At 64.2% G+C, this 15,924-nt stretch carries 16 protein-coding genes and 1 tRNA gene; 11 read left to right on the top strand and 6 right to left on the bottom strand.

All coding sequences use genetic code 11. The features are described from left to right. Positions 1-38 precede the first annotated feature (38 nt). Positions 39-1,676, top strand: coding sequence for a glutamate--tRNA ligase family protein (locus CYU59_RS23025; protein ID WP_293003147.1), 1,638 nt, complete (start codon positions 39-41; stop codon positions 1,674-1,676). A 13-nt stretch (positions 1,677-1,689) separates the two neighbouring features. Here the strand turns inward: CYU59_RS23025 and CYU59_RS23020 are convergent, their stop codons facing one another. Further along, positions 1,690-2,256, bottom strand: coding sequence for a hemerythrin domain-containing protein (locus tag CYU59_RS23020; RefSeq protein WP_293003146.1), 567 nt, complete (start codon positions 2,254-2,256; stop codon positions 1,690-1,692). A gap of 284 nt (positions 2,257-2,540) precedes the next feature. On the opposite strand from CYU59_RS23020, the gene CYU59_RS23015 reads away from it, so the two are divergent. Further along, a complete protein-coding gene (locus CYU59_RS23015) occupies positions 2,541-3,020 on the top strand; it encodes a VOC family protein (RefSeq protein WP_293003145.1) in 480 nt (159 codons plus the stop codon). Positions 3,021-3,103: 83 nt separating this feature from the next. Beyond that, positions 3,104-3,367 carry a hypothetical protein gene (locus CYU59_RS23010; protein WP_293003143.1) on the top strand — a complete coding sequence of 88 codons (264 nt, stop codon included), beginning with the start codon at positions 3,104-3,106 and terminating at the stop codon, positions 3,365-3,367. Between the two features lie 8 nt (positions 3,368-3,375). On the opposite strand, the gene CYU59_RS23005 is transcribed toward CYU59_RS23010, so the two are convergent. From CYU59_RS23005 to crcB (CYU59_RS22995), 3 genes are read right to left on the bottom strand one after another with little or no spacing between them, the layout of a single operon-like run. Then, on the bottom strand, positions 3,376-4,473 hold the full coding sequence (locus CYU59_RS23005; RefSeq protein WP_293003141.1) for a DUF190 domain-containing protein: 1,098 nt from the start codon (positions 4,471-4,473) through the stop codon (positions 3,376-3,378). Next, on the bottom strand, positions 4,470-4,826 hold the full coding sequence (crcB, locus tag CYU59_RS23000) for a fluoride efflux transporter CrcB (RefSeq protein ID WP_293003139.1): 357 nt from the start codon (positions 4,824-4,826) through the stop codon (positions 4,470-4,472). The genes CYU59_RS23005 and crcB (CYU59_RS23000) overlap by 4 nt, the downstream gene beginning before the upstream one ends. Next, complete coding sequence (gene crcB / locus CYU59_RS22995) at positions 4,826-5,233, bottom strand: fluoride efflux transporter CrcB (protein WP_293003137.1); 408 nt, start codon at positions 5,231-5,233, stop codon at positions 4,826-4,828. Before crcB (CYU59_RS22995) ends, crcB (CYU59_RS23000) begins: the two co-directional genes overlap by 1 nt. Positions 5,234-5,293: 60 nt before the next feature. On the opposite strand from crcB (CYU59_RS22995), the gene pgm reads away from it, so the two are divergent. The 3 genes from pgm to CYU59_RS22980 all read left to right on the top strand — a co-directional run bounded on the left by pgm (position 5,294) and on the right by CYU59_RS22980 (position 8,308). Beyond that, the gene (gene pgm / locus CYU59_RS22990) at positions 5,294-6,937 is read left to right on the top strand and encodes a phosphoglucomutase (alpha-D-glucose-1,6-bisphosphate-dependent) (protein ID WP_293003135.1); all 1,644 of its coding nucleotides are present in this window, start codon (positions 5,294-5,296) and stop codon (positions 6,935-6,937) included. Beyond that, positions 6,934-8,178: an MFS transporter gene (locus tag CYU59_RS22985; protein ID WP_293003133.1), complete on the top strand. Its 1,245-nt coding sequence runs from the start codon at positions 6,934-6,936 to the stop codon at positions 8,176-8,178. Before pgm ends, CYU59_RS22985 begins: the two co-directional genes overlap by 4 nt. A 54-nt stretch (positions 8,179-8,232) precedes the next feature. Then, a tRNA-Ala gene (locus tag CYU59_RS22980) sits at positions 8,233-8,308 on the top strand. Positions 8,309-8,391: 83 nt separating this feature from the next. On the opposite strand, the gene CYU59_RS22975 is transcribed toward CYU59_RS22980, so the two are convergent. Next, positions 8,392-8,994 (bottom strand): TetR/AcrR family transcriptional regulator, encoded by a 603-nt coding sequence (locus tag CYU59_RS22975; protein ID WP_293003131.1) that lies wholly within the window; start codon positions 8,992-8,994, stop codon positions 8,392-8,394. A 166-nt stretch (positions 8,995-9,160) separates the two neighbouring features. On the opposite strand from CYU59_RS22975, the gene CYU59_RS22970 reads away from it, so the two are divergent. The 3 genes from CYU59_RS22970 (at position 9,161) to CYU59_RS22960 (ending at position 12,784) form a co-directional block, all read left to right on the top strand. Beyond that, entirely contained in the window at positions 9,161-10,285 is a 1,125-nt protein-coding gene (locus tag CYU59_RS22970) for a spirocyclase AveC family protein (RefSeq protein ID WP_293003210.1), read from the top strand. 7 nt (positions 10,286-10,292) lie between these two features. Continuing rightward, positions 10,293-11,108: a CbbQ/NirQ/NorQ/GpvN family protein gene (locus CYU59_RS22965; protein WP_293003208.1), complete on the top strand. Its 816-nt coding sequence runs from the start codon at positions 10,293-10,295 to the stop codon at positions 11,106-11,108. Between the two features lie 338 nt (positions 11,109-11,446). Further along, positions 11,447-12,784 carry a VWA domain-containing protein gene (locus CYU59_RS22960; RefSeq protein WP_363115200.1) on the top strand — a complete coding sequence of 446 codons (1,338 nt, stop codon included), beginning with the start codon at positions 11,447-11,449 and terminating at the stop codon, positions 12,782-12,784. An 8-nt stretch (positions 12,785-12,792) separates the two neighbouring features. On the opposite strand, the gene CYU59_RS22955 is transcribed toward CYU59_RS22960, so the two are convergent. After that, positions 12,793-14,208: an aldehyde dehydrogenase gene (locus CYU59_RS22955; protein ID WP_293003127.1), complete on the bottom strand. Its 1,416-nt coding sequence runs from the start codon at positions 14,206-14,208 to the stop codon at positions 12,793-12,795. A gap of 139 nt (positions 14,209-14,347) precedes the next feature. Between CYU59_RS22955 and CYU59_RS22950 the strand changes: the two genes are divergently transcribed. Both CYU59_RS22950 and CYU59_RS22945 read left to right on the top strand, forming a co-directional pair. Beyond that, positions 14,348-15,616, top strand: coding sequence for an aromatic ring-hydroxylating dioxygenase subunit alpha (locus tag CYU59_RS22950; RefSeq protein ID WP_293003125.1), 1,269 nt, complete (start codon positions 14,348-14,350; stop codon positions 15,614-15,616). Then, positions 15,613-15,924, top strand: a 312-nt coding sequence (locus CYU59_RS22945; RefSeq protein ID WP_293003123.1) for a hypothetical protein, incomplete at its 3' end; no start/stop codon positions are given. The genes CYU59_RS22950 and CYU59_RS22945, both read left to right, overlap by 4 nt.

Raw genomic sequence — 15,924 nt, 5'->3', positions numbered from 1 at the left:
GACCAGGCAACCTTGCCGAGAATGGAGCCGTCACCGGAATGCTGGAGCCGCACGAGGTCGACCGCCTCTTTCCCGCCGATCTGCCCGAACCGGGCGAGTGGGAACGGCGCTATCCACCCCGCGACCTGCCCGCCGGCGCGGAGGTGACGCGCCTGGCCCCGTCGCCGACCGGTTTCATCCACCTCGGCGGCATCTACACGGCGATGATCGATCAATCGGTGGCCCACCACAGCGACGGCCGCTATTTCGTGCGGATCGAAGACACCGACCAGTCGCGGGAAGTCGCCGGTGCCTTCGAACAGTTCGACCGCGCCTTCGCCTACTTCCGGCTCATTCCCGACGAGGGTGTCGGTGGTGGCGAGTACGGCCCGTACCGCCAATCCGAGCGAGCCCTGATCTACCTGAGCTACGCGCGCGAGATGCTGCGCGTCGGTAAGGCATATCTGTGCTTCGCCACCTCCGAACAGCTCGCTGAAATCCGTACCCGTCAGCAACAACTCAAGCGTCCGACCGGCTACTACGGCGAGTGGGCGCTGTGGCGCGACGCCGACATCGCGACCGTCCGCGAGCAGTTGGCGGAGGGGACGCCGTACGTGTTGCGGTTCCGGTCGCCCGGCCGGACCGGCGGGCGGGCCGCCTTCACCGATGCGATCCGCGGCGAGCTGTCCATGGAGGACAACTACAACGACGTGGTGATCCTCAAATCGTCGGCGGCAGTGCAACTCCCGACGTACCACTTCGCCCACGCCGTCGACGACCACCTGATGCGATGCAACCTGGTGATCCGCGGTGAGGAGTGGCTCTCGTCAACGGCGTTGCATCTGCAGCTGTTCGAGGCGCTGGGCTTCGAGCCGCCGACCTACGCGCACATCGCGCTGCTGATGAAACAGATCCCCGGCGGTAAGCGGAAACTGTCGAAGCGCAAGGACCCCGAAGCCGATGTCGACTTCTACATCCGCTCGGGCTATCCCGCCGACGCGGTGCTGTATTACCTACGCGGACTGGCCAACGGCCGACTGGCCGAAACCCCACTGCCCGAGGCGTTGACGGCGCCGATCTCCCTGGCCGAGTGTGGCGGCGCCGGGCCGCTGGTCGATTTGGTGAAGCTCGAAGACATCAGCGCCGACTACATCGCGACGCTGAGCGGGCCCGAGATCTACGCAGCGCTGACCGCGTGGGCGGCGGAGTTCGATCCCGAAGTGCGCCTGGTGATCGAAGCTCATCCCGACCAGACCTTGGCCGCGCTCGCCGTCGAGCGCGACGGCGTCGACAACCCGCGCAAAGACCTTCGCAAATGGTCAGACTTCCGGCCCGCCTACGGCTTCTTCTTCGCCGACCTGTTCGCGCCGGTGGCTGCGGACGACGACCGACTCGGCGGGCTGCCGGTCGACCTGGTCAGGTCATTCGCGGGTGACTTCGTCGCGTCGTATCGCGATGTCGACGGTTCGGGGCAGTGGTTCCAGCAGATCCGGGATCTGGCGCAGAAATTCGGATTCGCAAGTAACGCCAAGGAATACAAGAAGAACCCCGACGCGTATCCGGGTTCGATCCGGGAGGCTTCACAGCTGATCCGCGTCGGGCTGACCGGGTCGACCAGAAGCCCCGACCTGTTTGAGATCGCGCGCGCCCTCGGGCGCGACGAAGTGATCCGGCGGATCAGCTCCCTGGCCGCCTAGGGTCGAACAGGTCTCAGCCGAGGCCGTGCTGCAGCAGGTCGCGGGCGCGGTCGAGCATTGAGGCGAACGGGCCCACCGCGAAGTTCAGCTTCGCTGATTCGACCCCTGGATGCGGGCGGGTCGGCGCAATGGATTCGGCCGCCCGCACCGCGGTCGTCAGCCGCTTGGACTCTTCGTCGTCGAGTTGCTGCTCCAATTTCGGGAATTCGTATTTCTCTTCATGCAACGCATGGTCGAGCACTGAATCCCGAAGCGTTTTGAGCTCTTCGATGAACTCGTCGGAGGTGATGTCCATTTTCTCGATGCGCGACAGCAACTGCTTGGCGTCGTGTTCTTCTTCGAGGCGGGCGTCGACGATCGAGTCGAAGGCCTCCACGTCCCGTCGGGCCCGCGGATGCACGACCATCTCCTCAGCGGTCTCATGCACCGCCATCAGCTGTCGCAGTTGGACGAAAGGCTTCTCTCGGGCCTCCGGATCTGAGGCGTGCAGCACCTGGTCGAACATGTCCTCGATGAGGTTGTGCTGTGCCTTCAGAAACGCGATCACGTCGTCGGGCGACGCGATGATCATGTCGGACATGCGATATACCCCTAGCAATCAAAACCTCGACGGAGTCCGGGCCGTTGACCGGGCAGATTGGGCGTACCCCGGCACGGTGCGGCTAAACGCGGCAAGCAGAGCGCTAGTCTGCACTCGGCACTGTGTCGAAAAGGAGGGTGGCGTGGGCTCTCCGCACCCTCCGGCCGCCCCGATCGACCGTGGCGACCCGACGTCGCCGAAACTCGCCACTGTGCAGCGGGATGGCCGATTTCACCGCTGCCAGATCGGCGCGTCAGTTTGAATCCGAAAAGCTAAGGACAGCAATGGCATTCGCGCTCGATCCCAAGGACTACTATCACACCGGCATCGTCGTGGCCGACCTCGACGTGGCAATGCAGCGGCTCAGTGCGGTAGCCGGTTACACGTGGATCACCCCGGTGACTTACACGCTGCCCTTTCGCACCATGAACGGAACCCGCGAGCTCACCTCGACATTTGCCTATTCGCTACAGGCGCCGCATCTGGAATTGATCCAGCAGGTGCCGGAAAGCCCGTGGACGGCAGCAGCGGGCAACTCGGTGCACCATCTCGGCTACTTCGTCGATGACCTGGCCGAGACCGCCAGGGAATTGGAGGCCAACGGGTTCGCGTTCGAGGCCACCGCCGACACGTCGCCGCCTGACCTGGCACTGTTCGCGTACTACATCGACGCATTCGGCACCCGGATCGAGATCGTCGACCGCAAGCTGTTTCCCGACTTTTCCGCATTCCTGAAGTCGGCGACGCCGGCTGAAGACGGATGACCTGACGCCACCCGGTCCGGTGCCTCAGGCCGCATTGCTGACCGGAGCGTGTCGAATCGGGCGAGGCGGGTATCCGCCCTGCCATGAAAACTGCTTCGAACAAGACACTTGGCTTGTCGATGGCCATGGGCGCGGTCATAGCGGCAGTCGGTCTCGGCGCGCACACGGTTGACCTGGACCTCCAGGCGGCGCCGGGCACGCCGATCCATGTCAGCCCCCCGTCGCCTGAGTCACCATCGCCGGTTCCGGCACCCGCGCAGCAGCAACAACAGCAGCAACAGAATGACGATTCGTGGGCCGGCCAGGGCAGTCCGGGCGGCGCGCCCGGCGCGGGCGGCGGGGGATAGCTCAGCGCCTAGCAGGCGTGGTCGGCGAGCTCGGTGCCGCCGTCGCGGTGTGGCCCGTCGACGGTCACCGCCGCGGGGATCATCTCGCTGGTGACCAACCCGTGTTGAGCGGTCAATTCGTCGACGATGTCGAAGCTTTGGGCGATCCGTTCGGGTGTGTCGATGATGGTCGTGACGACCGGTGTACGGCGGGTGAGTTGAAAGAGTTTATCGCCGTTCGGGTTTCGATCGCCATCGAATCCCCAGATTCCGCGTAGCACCGTCACGCCGTGTGCCGTGCCGGATTCGAGCAGGCGGGAGACCAACGCGCGGTGAATCGGCGCACCGGCAGAAGTGGTGGACCCGCTGGTGTGCACCGTCAGCTGCTGCCACAGCGGACGACCCTGACCGTCGGTATCGGGCAGCCGGTGCGGTCGGTCGAGCAGCCGGCCTTCGCGCTTGCATTGCCGCACCTGCTCGATGGTCATCAGCGCGCCCGGTGCGAGGGCGCCGAGTTCGGCAACCGCCGCCGACGCTTGTGCCGGTGTTCCGATCGCGACGACCATCAGCGGAACGTTGACATTGCGGCTGAAGAAGGCGGCCCGGTAGCGCGTACCGCGGGCGGTGCCGTCGACGCCGAGAAACGCTGTAGCGCCGGAAAATTGGTGGCGACGGAGCAGGTCGCACACCGCGCGGTGTGCGGGTTGGCCGCTGACGCGTTCCTGCCGCCCGATGTAGACGGTCAGCTTGACCGCGTCGCCGGCGCCGGCCGGAAAATTTCCGGAATCGACCCGGCCCGCGCGTTCCAGCGTCACCAGCCCGCGGCCGGTCAATGCCAGCACGTCGTCGACGAGTCCGATGATCTTCGGCTCCACATCGACCGCCGTGACGGCGACCGGTGGATCCTCCGACAAGCTCAACGACTGGTCGGTGCGCAGCACGTGCCGCGGTCCGAAACTGGCAATGCCGCGCAGCATCACACTGGTCGCAATGTCCTTGCGGTCGAACAGGTCCAGCATCGCGTCGGCCAGAAAGCCGGGTCGCCGGCCGTCCTGGGCCACCCGTTGACGTTCGCCGAAGTAGGCCGTCAGCTTGAGGCTCGATCGACTCGGGCCGGGCCGGCTCACAACAGACCGCCGATCCACTGCCCGAACGCTGCCGCCCCGAGCCCGAGCACGATGCTCGCGACGATGTTGGCGACGGCGCTGCCGACTTGTCGCTCTTCACCCAGCCGCTGGGTTTCCAGCATCCAGGTCGAAAACGTGGTGTAGGAGCCGACGAACGCGGTGCCGGCCAACAGCGCCGCATGACGACTCAACGCCAGCGCGCCGAGGAAGCCGAGCAGTGCCGCGCCGCTGATGTTGACCGTCAGGGTGCCGAACGGAAACGACTTGCCGGCCCGACGAGCCACCGCACCGTCGACGAGGAAGCGCAGCACCGCGCCGATACCCCCCGCCAGCACGACCCCGACCCAGATCATCAGCGCAACGCCGCCCGGCGCACCAGACCGGACGCCAGGTGCACCGCGACCAAGCCCAGAACGATGCTGACGCAGGTGTAGCTGATGGCCAGAACGTAGTGACCGTGCTCGATCATCCGCAGTGTCTCGACCTGCATCGTGGAGAAAGTCGTCAGGCCACCGCACACGCCTGTTCCCAGCAGCGGCCGACGGTAACTGGACAGCGGCAACCGTTCCAAGAGCCGCGTCGTGAAATAGCCCAGCAGGAATGCACCGACGATGTTGACGGTGAACGTCGGCCACGGCCAGCGAGCCGGGTCGGCGACCGCCAGGAAGCCGAGGCCGGTGCGCGCGAGGGTGCCCAGGGCGCCCCCGACGAAGACGGCGGCCAACTCTCGGTAGTCGCGCGGCGACGCAGAGCTGGCCACTCGTGAAATCCCTTCGGTCGCGGGGAGTGCTTCGGCAGCTTATTCGGCAGAATCATGGACATGGTGGCCAACCCTCGCGCCGGTCAGCCGGCTCAACCCGAAGACCTTGTCGATCTGCCGCATCTGATCACCGCCTACTACTCGGTGGAACCCGATCCAGACGACGTGGCGCAGCAGGTGGCCTTCGGGACGTCGGGTCACCGCGGATCTTCGTTGAACGGGGCGTTCAACGAAGCCCACATCCTGGCTATCACGCAGGCGATCGTCGAGTACCGCGCGGCGCAGGGCACCACCGGCCCGTTGTTCATCGGCCGCGACACGCACGGCCTGTCCGAACCGGCCTGGGCGTCGGCCTTGGAGGTGCTGGTCGTCAACGACGTCGTCACCGCGGTCGACTCCGCCGACCGATACACACCCACGCCGGCGGTCAGCCACGCGATCATCGCCTACAACCGTGGCCGCACCGACGGGCTGGCCGACGGCATCGTCGTCACGCCTTCGCACAACCCGCCTTACGACGGTGGCTTCAAGTACAACCCGCCGCACGGCGGCCCGGCCGACACCGATGCGACCAACGCAATTGCCAAGCGCGCCAACGATATTCTCCGCAACGGTGAACAGGTCAAGCGAGTGCCGCTGGCCCGCGCGCTACGGACCGTCCAGCGCCACGACTACCTGGACGCCTACGTCGCCGACCTGCCGAACGTGGTCGACATCGACATCATCCGCAAGGCCGGGATCAAGATCGGCGCGGATCCGCTCGGCGGCGCCAGCGTCGACTACTGGGCAGCGATCGGCGAGCGGCATCGCCTGAACCTGTCCGTGGTCAATCCCCTGGTCGATGCCACGTGGCGGTTCATGACGCTCGACCACGACGGCAAGATCCGGATGGACTGCAGTTCGCCGGATGCGATGGCTGGGCTTGTCGGGAAAGTGACCGCCAACCCCGACCGCTTCCAGATCGCCACCGGCAATGACGCCGACTCCGACCGGCATGGCATCGTCACGCCCGACGGCGGCTTGATGAACCCGAACCACTATCTGGCGGTGGCGATCGACTACCTCTACACGCATCGGCCGTCCTGGCCGGAGGGTGTGGCGGTCGGCAAGACGGCGGTCAGTTCGTCGATCATCGACCGGGTAGTCGCCGGTATCGGACGAAAGCTGGTCGAGGTGCCGGTGGGGTTCAAGTGGTTCGTCGACGATCTGATCGGCGGAACCATCGGATTCGGTGGCGAGGAATCGGCGGGGGCGTCGTTTCTACGTCACGACGGATCGGTATGGACCACCGACAAGGACGGCATCATCCTGGCGCTGCTGGCCAGCGAGATCCTTGCGGTCACGGGCTCGAGCCCGTCGCAGCGCTACCAAGAGCTGACCGAGAAGTACGGGGCGCCCACCTACGCGCGCCTCGACGCACCGGCCAACCGCGAGCAGAAGGCGCGGCTGTCGAAGCTCTCGCCGGACCAGGTCACCGCCACTGAACTGGCCGGGGAAGAGATCACCGCCAAACTGACGACCGCGCCCGGCAACGGCGCGGCGCTGGGCGGATTGAAGGTCACCACCGCCAACGCCTGGTTCGCCGCACGGCCGTCGGGCACCGAGGACGTCTACAAGATTTACGCCGAGTCGTTTCGTGGTCCAGATCACTTATTAGACGTCCAGAGAGCTGCGCAACACGTTGTGGATACAGTCATTGGGTGATCCTGGTCTCTCCTCGTGCCCGCCTGACGGCGTGGCGTCGAGAGCGGACAAGGCTCCCGCGTGAAGCGTGGGTGCTGATCGGGGCCAACGTCGTTTCGGCTCTGGGCTACGGCGTGGTGTCGCCGGTACTGCCGGCTTTTGCCCGCACCTTCGGTGTGAGCATGAGCTCGGTGACGCTGGCGATCACAATGTTCTCGGTCATGCGGCTGTGCTGCGCGCCGCCCAGCGGACTGCTCGTCCAGCGGTTCGGGGAGCGACCCGTGTATCTGGCCGGGCTGATCGTCGGCGCCGTGGCCACCGGCGCCTGTGCATACGTGCACAGCTTCTGGGAACTGTTGGTTTTCCGCGCGATTGGTGGCATCGGGTCGACGATGTTCTTCATTTCCGCGCTGGGCCTGATGATTCGGATCAGCCCGGTCGATGCGCGCGGCAGGGTCGCCGGTTTGTTCGCCAGCTCGTTTCTGGTCGGCCTGGTGGCTGGGCCGTTGATGGGCAGTCTCACAGCGGGTTTGGGGTTGCGAGCACCCTTCGTTATTTATGGCGCGGTGACTTTGGTGACCGCGGTGGTGGTCTCGTACAGCCTGCGACGATCGACGCTGAGCGCTCCGGCCGAGCAACTCGAGGCCGAAGTGACGCTCCGTACCGCGTTGCGCCACCGTGCCTATCGTTCAGCACTGGTGTCGAACTTCGCGACGGGGTGGTCGGTGTTCGGCGTGCGCATGGCCGTGGTGCCGCTGTTCATCGCCGACGTACTGAACCGTGGTCCGCGGATGACGGGGTTGGTCCTGGCGGTGTTTGCGGCGGGCAACGTCGCCGTGGTGCTGCCGAGTGGCTACCTGTCCGACCGAATCGGCCGACGCCTGCTCCTGATCGGAGGACTGCTGGCGTCCGGCGTGGCCACTATCGGCATGGGTACCTCGTCGTCGCTGACGCCGTTTCTGGTAGCGGCGGGCTTCGCGGGCGCGACGTCAGGCGTCTTCGCCTCTCCGCAACAGGCCGCGATCGCCGACATCCTCGGCAACGGTGCCCGTGCCGGCACCGCTGTCGCGGCGTTTCAGATGGTGGCCGATCTAGGCGCTATCGTCGGCGCGATCGCGGTGGGTCACATCGCCGAGCACGTCGGTTTCGGATGGGGGTTCGCCGTCAGCGGGCTGATCTTGATCGCCGCTGCGGTGGTGTGGGTGTTTGCGCCCGAGACCCAGTGCGCAGATCCTGTACCTGCACTGGATGACGCGGCCTGATCAGCGACTTTGAAGGCTGGCAGGCCGTGGTGTAACTTCGACAGGCACATCTTTGGGGCTATGGCGCAGTTGGTAGCGCACCACACTGGCAGTGTGGGGGTCAGGGGTTCGAATCCCCTTAGCTCCACCATTTCGAGCACGTCGTCGACCGCGTCCGCGAATACCTGGCACTGCCGTGGCTACGGCCAAGGCCACTCGCTCTCCCGGATCGGGTCAGCCCATTTTGATCATCGACGTGTACATCTCAACGACCGGACGGTACAGATCAACGTCATCGAGCTGACTGCCGAGGACGATTGAGTCGCTGGTGGCTACGAGCACCTGAGCGAAAGTCAACGGCGGTATCACCAGAGACCCGCCTAGTCGGTCGATGCCGGTGGTGATGAACTTAGCCAGCGCTTGGACAGCCTCTAACCGCTTGGCCGCCACCCGCTCCCGTGCCTCGGGATTGCGAAGCAAGTAGAGGGTGAACTCGTGGCCCAAGGCGGCATGCTCTGCTCCCCGGTCGCGGCTCAGTTGACTCCAGCGCTCGGCAATCTCGTCGAGCTCGCGGGCGCCGACTCGGGGGGCGTGGGCCATCACTTCGGTGAAGTTGTCGAAGTAGCGACGCCAGTAGCGATCACTGACCGCCAGGAACAGGTCCTCTTTGGTTGAAAAGTGCTTGTATATAGCCCCTTTGGTATAGCCGGCGGCACGGGCGATGTCGTCTAACGTCGCGGCCAGGAAGCCCTTCACGCCGAATACTTCCTCGGCAGCGTCGATGAGCAGTGAGCGAGTGTGCTCCAGGCGCCGCTCGCGGGTCCACCGTTCCACCATGCGGACAGATTCTGCCAGACCTTTTAGAAACTCTTCCGTATTTCAGATACTAGTCAGTATATTATGACCGTCGACGAGTCCTCGTCATTCGGGTGACCGGCGGACCGAGGTGCGGTGGCCGACCGGAAGGGAGTCGCTGAAGGTGAGCGAATTGTCGCGCGAGGCAATGCGGGTGGATGACGCAGAACTGAACGGGCCGATTCAGTCCAAGGTCAAGCCAGTGACGGTGTGGGCTGCGATCGGCGGTGCGCTACTCGTTCTCCAGCTCTACGTCTGGATTCGGTGGATCAGCGGGCCGTACTTCGTGCACGTGCCGTCAGGCCCGAGTGATCCACCGATGTACATGAAGGTGCCTCTAATCGCGAATGCGATCTGCGCGTGCATCGGTCTGCCACTTTCTGTGTGGTGGTTCATCATTCGACCGTGGCGACGTGAGCGACGGATCACCCTCGACGGCATGCTCCTGGTGTCGTGCGGCCTGATCTTTTTCCAGGATCCGCTGTTGAACTACCTCAACACCTGGTGCACCTACAACACCTGGAACTTCAACCTGGGTTCGTGGTCGTCGAACATCCCAGGCTGGGTGTCACCCGAGGTGCCCGGCCACCAGGTCGCCGAACCGCTGCTGACCAATACCCCGGGTTACGCCCTCAATCTGCTGTTCATCATTTTGGGCTGCTGGGTTATGCGCCAGGTGAAGTCCCGCTGGCCACACGTCAGCAACATCAAATTGATCGGTGTCGTCTACGCGTTCAACATCCTGGTCGACTTCATCATGGAGGGCCTGATCATGCTTCCGATCGGGTTCTACGTGTACCCCGGAGCAATCCGTGCGGTCTCCGTCAATGCGGGCACGTACTACCAATGGCCCATCTACGAAGGGCTGATGTGGGGCGGCGTCCTGACCGGTATGTGCTGCCTGAGATATTTCACCGATGATCGCGGACGGACCATCGCCGAGCGTGAGATCGACCGTCTGAAGGGCAGTTTCATCGGAACGCAACTCATCCGATTCCTGGCAGTCTTCGCTGCGGTCAGCGCGTGCTTCTTCATCTGCTACAACCTGCCGGCGCAATGGCTAGCCATGCACGCCGACCCCTGGCCCGCCGATGTTCAGAAACGTTCCTATTTCAACGGAGGTATCTGCGGCGACGGGACTGATCAACCGTGTCCCAATCCCGTGTTGCCGATACCTACTAAGCACTCCGGCTACATCGACATCGACGGACACCTCGTCCTACCAAAGGGAGCCGATCTGCCGAAGGTCGTTCCGACTCAGCCAAGCAGGTGAGACCGTGATCGACGGACGCCCGGCTACAGCTGAATCATCAGTGCGTGCGGCGTTTTACCGTGCTTCCGGCGACGAGGTCGAGGTGTTTCGGGCGGCTGCGCGCCGCGGTCTCCCGGTGTTGTTGAAGGGGCCAACCGGCTGCGGCAAAACCCGTTTCGTCGAGGCCATGGCACACCAGTCGGGCCGCGAGTTGATTACCGTTGCGGGTCATGAGGACATGACGTCGGCCGATTTGGTAGGCCGCTTTTTGCTCAAGGGCGGTGAAACGGTGTGGGCTGACGGGCCTTTGACGCGTGCCGTACGCCAGGGCGCGATTTGCTACCTCGACGAGGTCGTCGAGGCACGCCAAGACACCGTCGTGGTCATTCATCCGCTGACCGATCACCGCCGGGAACTCAACGTTGATCGGCTGGGACTGACACTGCATGCCGCGCCCGGCTTTCAATTGGTGATCTCCTACAACCCCGGTTACCAGAGCGTCCTGAAGGACCTCAAGGTGTCGACTCGTCAGCGGTTCGTCGGAATCGAGCTGGGCTTTCCTGCCGCCGACGTCGAAACGGAGGTCGTTGCCCACGAGTCCGGGATCGATCTCGAATCCGCCCGCAAATTGGTCGAAGTCGCGAACTCGATTCGCAACTTGACGGGATCGCCGCTGGCGGAGGTGGCGTCGACGCGAACGCTGATCCTCGCGGGTGAGCTGATCGCCGAAGGACTGAGTCTGCGGCGCGCCGCGCACTCGGCGATTGTGCAAATCCTTTCTGACGACCAGGACGTCGTGAGAGCGCTCGGCGAACTCGTCGACGCCGTCCTGCCGCCGACGTGATCGAGGCGGATCGCGAAGACTTGGGCCGATTCCGCCTCCTGGCCACCTCGTTGGCCGGCAGAGCCGTCGAAGTGGCCAGGGCTCGACCGGGCGAGGCCGCCCACACCGACGGGCGAATCATCTTCGTCTCCGCGGACACAACGTTCGATCAGCGGCGCCAGGTTCTCCTACAAAGCGCTCTGCTTGGCGCCGGAAGCTTTGACTCGCAGCGGATCCGACCGCTACGCGCACGTCCTACCCACGCGCGCCGATACCTTGCGCTGGAGGGGAACCGGGTGATTCACGGATTGGCGCACCAGCTTCCACTCGCCGCCGCACACAGTTCAGATGTCCGGCCGATGACCGCGACAGCCGATGAGTCCCTGGCCGTCGCCAAGAGCCGGAGAGCTGTCCCCGAACCGCCTGACTGGTTCGGCGGCATCAAGCCATCGCTACTGCTAGGCAATCCCGGTAACGACCGCCAGTCGGCTGCCAGGGAAACGCAATTCGCGATCGACGCCACTGACGTCACCGAATCCGAGGGCGACTCCGACGAGAACCGCCGGGGGAGAGGGCTTCTCAAACTCTTCGAGAATCCACTGATGAACTCGCGGGCTCTGTCGGATTTCCTGCGCAAGCTCTTCGGCACGGCGCGATCGCAGGATGAAGACACGGCCGGCGCAGAACTCAACAACGCGGCCGATCGCCGCGCACGCCGGGTCACTGCGCTGGCCCGACCTCTATCGATCGGGAGTCGCCCCGACGAGGAGAAGCCTTCCATCACCCTGGGAGCGGGTGCTGCGCTGTACCCGGAATGGGACACCTTCAGCGACCGCTACCGACCTGAGTGGTGCAGAGTTCTCGAATATCCAGTAACGGGCCGTGCCGAGGCAGCGACCGCTGATGTGGCGGCCGATTACGTGCTGCGAAAACGTCTGTCGCGCATCGCATTGGGGCCGCGCATGCTGCGGCGGCGCCCCGACGGTGATGAGATCGACACCGAAGCGCTCGTCGAGTTCATCGCGGACCTTCGTGCCGGTCACCATCCGTCTGAGCATGTGTACGCCGAACGTCGCAGGCTTGCTCGCGAGCTCGGTGTACTTCTGTTGCTCGACGCGTCTGGATCGGTCAGCGAGTCCGACCCGACCGGCCGCGCGGTCCACGAGCAACAGCGGCTTGCCGCTGCGACACTCGCCAGCGCCCTGGAGGAAATCGGCGATCGCGTCGCGCTCTACGCGTTTCGGTCGGAAGGCCGGCGCGCGGTACACCTGCTCGAGATCAAAGGGTTTCGCCAGCGATTCGGTTCGGCGAGCCGCGGACGGCTCGACAAGCTTCAGCCATCGGGATACACCCGCCTAGGCGCCGCGATCCGTGGTGCCGCCGCCATTCTCAAGACTCAGGCAGGTACGCCACATCGTCTGCTCCTCATCCTGTCCGATGGCGCCCCATACGACCAGGGCTACGAGGGGCGATACGCAGAAGCCGACACTTGTAAGGCGCTGGAAGAAGTGCGATCCGATGGAATGGCTGTCCTGTGCCTGGCCGTCGGCAGTCCGACCGCGCCGCACGAACAGGACAGCGTCTATGGCTCCGCCACTCACGTCAGCGCCGCAACACTGGCCGAACTCAGCCCACGAATGGATGAGCTGTTCCTTCTGGCTCTTCGCGAAGTGTCCGCACCGTCAAGAACCAGGTGAATCGAAGTCTACGAATCTCCTGCGATGGCAATTGATTTCGTCTCGAGGTAACCGTCCAGGCCCTCAGGACCGAGTTCGCGGCCGTAGCCGCTGCCCTTGACCCCGCCGAAGGGGGCGAACGGGTCCATGGTGTAACCCTGATTGATACCAACGGTTCCGGTGCGGATACGAGACCCGACAGCGAGGGCTCGCTCAGCGTCATAGGACCAGACTGAGCCGGCAAGACCAAAGTCGGAATCGTTGGCGATCGCGACGGCCTGGTCTTCGTCGCGGTAGGGGATGACGGTGATGACCGGTCCGAAAATCTCCTCGCGCGCGATGCGCATGGAGTTGTCGGCCCGGGCGAAGAGGGTCGGGCGGACGTACCAGCCCGTGTCCAACCCGTCAGGCATGGTGGTGCCGCCGGTAATCATCTGTGCACCTTCGCTTTCACCGATGTCGATATACCCGCGAACCCGCTGCTGCTGGCGCTGGGATACGAGCGGCCCCAACTGCGTATCGGGGTCGCTCGGATCACCGACCCGAAGGCCCGCCATCTCGGTGCCGAGCGCGTCCACGTATTCGTCGTGCCGCGCTTCAGGTACCAGGACGCGGGTGAGCGCATTGCAGATCTGGCCACTGTTGGACAGGCTTGCCGACCGTACTCCGGCGGCGACCTTCTCGGGCGCAGCGTCGTCGAGAACGATTGCCGCTGACTTGCCGCCGAGTTCGAGGCTGACCTTGGTGAGGTTGGCGGCGCACGCGGCGGCGACAGCGCGGCCGGTCGCCGTCGAGCCGGTGAAGGACACCTTGTCCACTCCGGGATGAGAGACGAGTGCTTCACCGACCGCGCTGCCACCGATGACGATGTTCACCAAGCCGTCTCCGAGCCCCGCTTCGGTCAGCATTTCGCCCAGAAGTAAAGCGTCGAGCGGGCTTTCGGGAGCGGGCTTGAGTACGACGGCGCACCCGGCCAGGAGTGCAGGCACGAGTTTGGTGATGATCAGGAACTGGGGCATGTTCCAGGGCGCGACTGCGGCGACGACGCCGACGGGCTCTTTGAGAACGCGTACGTCCGCCCCGAAGAACCCACGTCGATCCTGCTGCCAGATGTGGCTCTCGGCCAACTCGCAAAACGCCCGGATCATCATCGCGGGCAGTCCGACCTGAGCGCGGTGAGCAAAGCTGATCGGGGCGCCGATCTCGGCGCTGATGGTGTCCGCCATCTCGCTGCGTCGCCGGTCGTAGATGTCGGCCAGGCGACGAATCGCGGTGATCCGTTCTGCGGGTTCGCTGTTGCTCCGTCCGCCCGAGTCGAACGCCGTCCGCGCCGCCGTCACGGCTTGATCCACCTGCTCGTGTGTCGAGGCTGCAACTTCGGCGATGACACCTTCCGTGTGCGGCGAGATGACCCGCACAACGTGGGCCTCGACATTTACCGGCATGTGCGCCTCCAACGGGCAGTATCAACTACTTGCTATTGATGTTCTCACGTTATACCGTCGGCTCCGACAGGCCCGCACCGACCAGCGCCTCATGTCGGCGGTTGCAGGCCTGGCTCGATCGGACGCGTGAGGAGCGATCATGGCTCGTTTTCCGAAGCCGGCGGAGGGAAGCTGGACCGAGCATTACCCCGAGCTCGGCACAGCCCCGGTTTCCTACGAGGACTCCATCAGTCCCGAAATCCATGACCTGGAGCGCGAGGCGATTTTCAAGCGAGCTTGGCTGAATGTTGGCCGCGTCGAACAGGTTCCGCGTAAAGGCAGTTACTTCACCAAGGAATTGAAGGTCGTCAACACCTCAATCATCCTGGTTCGCACTGGATCCGGGGACATCAAGGCCTCCCACAACGTTTGCCGGCATCGCGGCAACAAGTTGGTGTGGAACGACATGCCCCTGGAGGAGACCAGCGGAACGTGCAGGCAGTTCACCTGCAAGTACCACGCCTGGCGTTATGACCTCGACGGCAACTTGACCTTCGTCCAGCAGGAAAGCGAGTTCTTCGACCTCGACAAGAGCCGCTACGGACTGGTTCCGGTGCACTGCGAGGTGTGGGAAGGGTTCATCTTCGTCAACTTCGCGAAGAACCCGGACCAACCCCTGCGAGAGTTCCTCGGGCCGATGGTCACCGCTCTGGAGGGCTACCCGTTCGACAAGATGACCTCACGCTGGTGTTATCGCTCCGAAGTCAAGGCGAACTGGAAGCTCTACATGGACGCGTTCCAGGAGTTCTATCACGCGCCGGTACTGCATGCGAACCAGTCGCCGACCGCATACTCGAAAGCCGCTGCGGAGGCTGGTTTTGAAGCCCCGCATTATCGGCTCGACGGCCCGCACCGGCTGGTAAGCACATCGGGAGTGCGGGCCTGGGAGATGGCCGCCGAGATGCGCAAGCCTATCGAGGACATTTGCCAAAGCGGCCTGTTCGGCCCGTGGGGCAAACCTGATCTGGGGCCGATGCCGACCGGATTGAATCCGGCCAAATGCGAACCGTGGGGCCTGGATTCGTTTCAGTTGTTCCCGAACTTCGTCATCCTGTTCTGGGGCCAAGGCTGGTATTTGACGTATCACTATTGGCCAACGTCTTTCAACAGTCACGTTTTCGAGGGCACGCTGTACTTCCCGGCGCCGCGCACCCCGCGCGAGCGGGTGGCGCAGGAGTTGGCCGCCGTCTCGTTCAAGGAGTACGGCCTGCAGGATGCGAACACCCTCGAGGCGACCCAGTCGATGATCGAGTCGCGGGTGATCGACACCTTCGTGCTCAACGATCAGGAGATTCTCCTGCGGCACTTACACAAAGAGACCGCGGCATGGATCGAGGACTATCGGCGGACCACCGCGGTGGGGGTGTGAGCAACGTGCTTCCGGTCGAGTTCGCCGATCTCGAGCAATTCGCGCAGTGGTGTCTGCCGAGCGAACCCGAGCGCTATGCCAAGCGGCTCGCCAGTTCCATGGTCGAGATGAAGGCGTTCTACGACGCCATCACACCCCGCGCCGAAGAAGCCCTGACGTACTGCGACAAGTTCCCGCTCGAGGACCTACCCGACGACGTCCAAAATCTGATGCACCTGCTCTACTCGATGATCATGGTGTCGTTTCCGGTCGAGTGTTGGAAACAGCCGCGGGTCCCCGATTCAGGTGCCTCGACCTTGGACTGCGTC

The sequence above is a fragment of the Mycobacterium sp. genome, assembly GCF_002863225.1.
Classification (GTDB): Bacteria; Actinomycetota; Actinomycetes; order Mycobacteriales; family Mycobacteriaceae; genus Mycobacterium.
The sequence above is the reverse complement of the archived record's forward strand: the minus strand, read 5'-3'. Positions and strand labels throughout refer to the sequence as shown.